Genomic DNA, 5,458 nt, shown 5'->3' with positions numbered 1-5,458 from the left:
TTGCCATGTTACTGACATTACTCGTGATTATCTTTATTCCACAATTGACCTTGTTCTTAGTGTCATTAAGTGGCTAACTTAAAAGAGTACGAAAGGTTGTCTTTGCAGGTTATACTTTCAAAGACAACCTTCTCTATATATACCACTAAAAGGAGCTGAACAGCATGGCCAAATTTTAAAGTTGTCGTTACTGATTTTGATTTTTTTACACACTTGTACCTGAAGAGTTACAGGCTGTGCTAAAAACGTAAAACGGCTCAAAATGTTGCCGATGTATTATCGGGTTACTACCCGACCTATCTGTTTAACCAAGATGTGAGAGCAAAAGTTGACCAAAAGAAAAAAGCTAAAGGAGCAGGGGACATATGAATAATCAAGCAACTTTTCGTGGGTTGATCCCACCAGTTTCAACATTATTTACAGAAAACGGAAAACTTGACCAAGAGAGTATGAAGGTCGTAATTGACAAGTTAATTTCAGATGGTGTTGATGGCCTATTCTTCCTCGGAACGGGTGGGGAATTTAGTCAAATGACTGTTGATGAGCGTAAAGAAGTAGCTTCGTTTGCAACTGAATACGTGAACGGACGCGTACCCGTTTTAATTGGAACAGGTAGTGTCAGTACTCGAGAAGTAATTGAGTTAAATCAACATAGTAAACAAGTGGGTGCAGATGCTGTCGTTGTCATTAATCCATATTATTGGCCGCTATCTGATGATAATTTATTCCAGCATTATGCTGAAATTGCTGAGAATACCGATTTACCAATTTTACTATATAATTTTCCAGGGTTAACCGGGCAAGATTTAACACCGGGGTTTGTTCTGTCATTAGTCGAAAAGTACCCGAATATTGTAGGAATTAAAGAAACTGTTGACACAGCAGGACACATTCGTGAAATGATTTTAACGGTCAAGGCGAAGTACCCTCACTTCAGTGTATTATGTGGTTTTGATGACCATTTGTTAAATACACTAACATTAGGTGGAGATGGAGCGATCTCAGCAAGTGGAAACTTTGCACCTGAATTACAAATTGGAATCTATCAGGCATATAAACAAGGAAACTATGAAAAAGCGATCGAATTACACCAACGACTAGCTTATTTACCTTTGATGTATAAGCTTGATAGTCCATTTGTAAATGTCGTTAAAGAGGCAATGAAACTTCGTGGAATTGAGATCTCTTCGACGTATGTGCTACCACCGGCACGTCCTTTAACGGAAGAGAAAAAACTCCAATTAAAAGAGATCTTACAAAAAGCTGACTTATTATAAAAAATCAGAGAGGAGATGGCTGATAGTAACTGCTCACCTCAGTTGGGTTCAATGTTTTATTGTCCTTAGTCCTGGTGGTTTCAGTTGCGGAGTTGGAGACGCCTCTCTTTTTGTTGAAAAGCCAATGAATTTCAGCTAGCACTCACACATTAAAATGGGGATGGATGAAAAAGGTGTAGATCACCCTTTCATCCATCTCGTTTTTGTCTTTAGGATAAGTTTTGATTTCGTTGGAAATTGGCGAGTGTTTCAAAGTTCGGTTTTAATGCATCATAAAGATTACGGTATGTTAGATAGAGTTCTTGATACGTTTTGTGATTTGCGAGATCTGGGGTAAACGTATCTTTCATAGGGATGTAGTGTTTTATATCCGCTAATGATTGTGCTTTACCGATCGCAACTAAGCTTAGCCATGCTGCTCCCCATGCCGAGCTTTGATGGCTTTCTGGTACTTTGACTTCGTGACCGAAGAGATCAGCGACAATTTGTAACCATAATGAAGAACGGGCAAAGCCGCCACTAGCAAATAGATTCACTGGTTTTCCAGCGAGGCGCTCCAGTGCTTCACCAACACTAAACATACTAAAGATTACACCTTCCATGCTGGCGCGGACGAGGTGTTCTTTCTTGTGTGCTAAAGATAGGCCAACGAAGCTTCCTCTTGCATTTGCATCCCAATAAGGTGCTCGTTCCCCATTAAGAAACGGTAAAAACAATACCCCATCGGAGCCAGCACGTACATCTTTGGCTAGATCCGTTAAGACCTCAAATGCGCTGATACCTTTCTGTTTTGCGATTTGCGTTTCATGTTCTCCAATGACTTCCTTCATCCATTGGAGAACAATTCCGCCATTATTCGTTGGACCGCCCATAATCCATAAGTCCTTCGTTAATCCATAACAGAAGATTTCCTGAAGCTCATCTGTTTTAGGTTTAGCGGCCATTTGTCTAATCGCGCCACTTGTACCGATAGTCATGGCGACGTCACCAGGTGAAATCGCACCAATCCCTAAATTCGCAAGAGGACCGTCACTGGCACCGATCACAAACGGTAGGTCAGAGCGGATGCCAATTTGCGTGGCAATCTCATCTTTCAATCCTTCACAGACGTAGGTAGGGGGGACTGGCGTTGATAATTGATCTTCCGAAATTCCTGCGAGTTGCAGAGCTTCAGCTTCCCAGGTAAACGTATGAATATTAAATAATCCAGTAGCAGAGGCAACGGAGTAATCGACGACATATTGTCCGAACCAACGTTGCAATAAAAACTCTTTAATCGAAATAAATTTTGCTGCGTTTTTATACGGCTCGTATTTGTTTTCTTTCATCCAAATTAATTTGACGAGCGGGGACATTGGGTGTATCGGTGTCCCTGTATTTAAGTAAACTGCTTTCCCTTTTCCACGTTGGAGTTGTTCGGCTTGTTCAACACTCCGTCCATCTGCCCATGTAAGAGAAGCTGAAAGGGGAGACTGGTTTTCATCCATACAAATCAATGAGTGCATCGCTGATGAAATACCGACGGAAGCAATTTGCTGAGAAGGTATCGCTCCTTTTGAAATAACTGTTTGTAGTGCTTCGATTGCGGCTGCTTCAATTTCAAACGGATCTTGTTCGACCCATGAAGGGTGTGGATGATATACAGGATAAGCGCTTTCACTTTCGGCAACGACAGATCCGTCCATTTTAAATAAAACCGCCTTCGTACTTGTTGTTCCAATATCTAAGCCAATGACATATATCATATCGATCATTATTGTTTTCTTCCTTTCTTAAATTCGCTTAAGAGAAATCGCTTCTCTCATATTTTGTAATGATGTTTTCATTACATCCTTGCGTCCGATGCTTACATTAACAAAGAGTGCATCAATGATACTTAATTGAGCGAGGCGCGAGGCAAGTGCCTCTGACCTGAATTCGGTTTCCTCAGATACGGTATATAATGGGATGTCAACACCTTCACTTAATGGTGATTTTGCTAATGTGGTAATGCCGATCGTTCGTACGCTGTGTTCTTTGGCAACTTCAAGGGCTTGGAGGATATCGCGACTTGTGCCTGAGTGAGATAATAAGACGACAACATCTTCATCTGTCAACTGAGAAGCAGACATAAGTTGAAAGTGAGAATCCATATAGGCAGCCGTTGGAATACCAGTCCTAATGAATTTATGGTGTGCATCCAATGCGATAATACCAGACCCTCCGCTACCGTAAAATTCAATTCTACGTGCCTGAAGTAGGGCATCGACAGCTGTTTTAAATGGTTCACTTTCAATCACTTGAAGTGTTTCTTCTAAGGTCTTGATATTTGATTTAAAAACTTTTTCCGCGACGGTTTTCTCATCATCTCCCTCATGAATCGTTTCATGGATGTCCTGCATCTGATTAACGACTTCAGAAGCGAGTGCGATTTTCATTGCTTGATAGCCTTTAAATCCAATTCGTTTGCAAAATCTAAAGATTGTTGCCTCAGCAACACCTAGGTCATCAGCCATTTGACTGATCGTTAAATGGATAATGTTATTTGGGTTCTCGAGTATATAATCAGCAATTTTTTTTTCTTTATCGCTAAACTGTGGGTAGGTTCCCTTTATTTTCGGAATACAAAGACCTGTCATCGTTATTGTCCCTCCTGATTACCGTTCTAACACTATTCTAAAGTAATTCTTCAATGAAAAAAATATTTTTTCGAAAAAAGTCTTGTAAAAGAAATTTTTTATCATATAATGAAAAGTGTAAGAAAGATTATTTCGAACAAGCGCTATTAAGAATGGAGGGTGAAAAAGTTTTTTATTTAGGTTAAGGATGAAAACGGTTACTTGAGTTTATCGCAGATTCATTAGAACATGGATAAGCTATAGTAACAAAATGAAAATGATTTGATTGATGATTGAAGTGAGTTGAAAGGCAATTCTAATCAACTCTTTCAATAGATAACACTTACAATAATGGGGGAAAGAATCATGAAAAAGAAATTAACTGGATTTTTAGTTGGTTCAATGGCACTTGTATTAGCTGCATGTGGCGGTGCTGATGATGCACCAGCGACAGACGAGCCTGTAGATGAAGGCGCTGCAAGTGGTGAAGTTCAAACGATTCGTGCAGGGATCGGGTTAAACAGTGAGCATCCACAGTACAAAGGATTAGAGCGTTTTGCAGAAATCGTTGAAGAAGAAACAAACGGTGAACTCGTTGTTGAGACGTATCACAGTGGACAACTAGGTGATGACCGTTCAATGATGGAAGCATTACAATTAGGTTCTCAGGAAGTAACGGTTCCATCTACGGCACCAATCGCGAACTTTGTCTCTGAATTTACAATCTTTGACTTCCCATTCTTATTCCCAAGTAATGAAGTTGCGGATGAAGTATTAGACGGTGAAGTTGGACAACAGCTCCTTGGTATGCTTGATGACCAAAACTTAGTTGGTTTAGCGTATTGGGAAAATGGTTTCCGTAATGTAACAAATAGTACAAGAGCGATCGAAACATTAGATGACTTTGATGGATTAACACTTCGTACGATGGAAAATGACCTTCACTTAGATGCGTTCCGTGCGTTAGGTGCAAACCCAACACCAATGGCATTTACTGAATTATTTACAGCGATGCAACAAGGAACAGTTGATGGGCAAGAAAACCCAATGGCTACGATTTACTTAGAAGGTTACTATGAAGTTCAAGATTACGTTTCTGACACTAGACACGTATACAGCCCATTTGTTTTCTTAATGAGCAAGCCGTTCTTTGATGCTTTATCAGACGAGCACCAACAAATCGTTCGTGATGCAGCGATTGAAGCAGGCCAATTCCAACGTGAACTTAACCGTGAAGCAAATGCAGAGTATGTGAACAGCTTAGAAGAAGAAGGCATGACAGTAACACAAATCTCTGACGAAGAGCGTGAGCGTATGGTTGAAGCGGTACAACCAGCAATTGCAGAATATGCTGAGCGTATCGGTGAAGACCTAGTAAATGAAGTATACGAAGCAATTGAAGCTGCACAACAATAATGAAAACAGATAAGGGAGGCTTGAGGATGAGTCCTCAAGCCCTCTTTTTCCAATAAAAGTGACACAAAAGTGTCGATCTTCGACGTGTGTAGAAGGTAAATAGTTTTGTGTTACTTTTAAAAATAACCATAACATCACAAAGATAGAACAACATTTATTTGAGGGGGA

The 5,458-nt window shown here is 40.2% G+C and carries 4 protein-coding genes; 2 read left to right on the top strand and 2 right to left on the bottom strand.

What is annotated here, in order from left to right; all coding sequences use genetic code 11:
- Positions 1-365 precede the first annotated feature (365 nt).
- Entirely contained in the window at positions 366-1,277 is a 912-nt protein-coding gene (locus KH400_RS20610) for a dihydrodipicolinate synthase family protein (protein WP_217227860.1), read from the top strand.
- 209 nt (positions 1,278-1,486) lie between these two features.
- Here the strand turns inward: KH400_RS20610 and KH400_RS20605 are convergent, their stop codons facing one another.
- A complete protein-coding gene (locus KH400_RS20605; protein WP_217227858.1) occupies positions 1,487-3,031 on the bottom strand; it encodes a gluconokinase in 1,545 nt (514 codons plus the stop codon).
- An 18-nt stretch (positions 3,032-3,049) separates the two neighbouring features.
- On the bottom strand, positions 3,050-3,895 hold the full coding sequence (locus KH400_RS20600) for a MurR/RpiR family transcriptional regulator (RefSeq protein WP_217227856.1): 846 nt from the start codon (positions 3,893-3,895) through the stop codon (positions 3,050-3,052).
- 345 nt (positions 3,896-4,240) lie between these two features.
- Between KH400_RS20600 and KH400_RS20595 the strand changes: the two genes are divergently transcribed.
- Positions 4,241-5,290 (top strand): TRAP transporter substrate-binding protein, encoded by a 1,050-nt coding sequence (locus KH400_RS20595; protein WP_217227854.1) that lies wholly within the window; start codon positions 4,241-4,243, stop codon positions 5,288-5,290.
- Positions 5,291-5,458 lie beyond the last annotated feature (168 nt).

It is taken from the genome of Desertibacillus haloalkaliphilus (assembly GCF_019039105.1).
Classification (GTDB): Bacteria; Bacillota; Bacilli; order Bacillales; family KJ1-10-99; genus Desertibacillus; species Desertibacillus haloalkaliphilus.
The sequence above is the reverse complement of the archived record's forward strand: the minus strand, read 5'-3'. Positions and strand labels throughout refer to the sequence as shown.

What these genes read in the sequence shown, in the direction of transcription:
- KH400_RS20610 (WP_217227860.1), top strand. Translation starts at nt 366, where the DNA reads ATGAATAATCAAGCAACTTTTCGTGGGTTGATCCCACCAGTTTCAACA.
- KH400_RS20605 (WP_217227858.1), bottom strand. Translation starts at nt 3,031, where the DNA reads ATGATCGATATGATATATGTCATTGGCTTAGATATTGGAACAACAAGT.
- KH400_RS20600 (WP_217227856.1), bottom strand. Translation starts at nt 3,895, where the DNA reads ATGACAGGTCTTTGTATTCCGAAAATAAAGGGAACCTACCCACAGTTT.
- KH400_RS20595 (WP_217227854.1), top strand. Translation starts at nt 4,241, where the DNA reads ATGAAAAAGAAATTAACTGGATTTTTAGTTGGTTCAATGGCACTTGTA.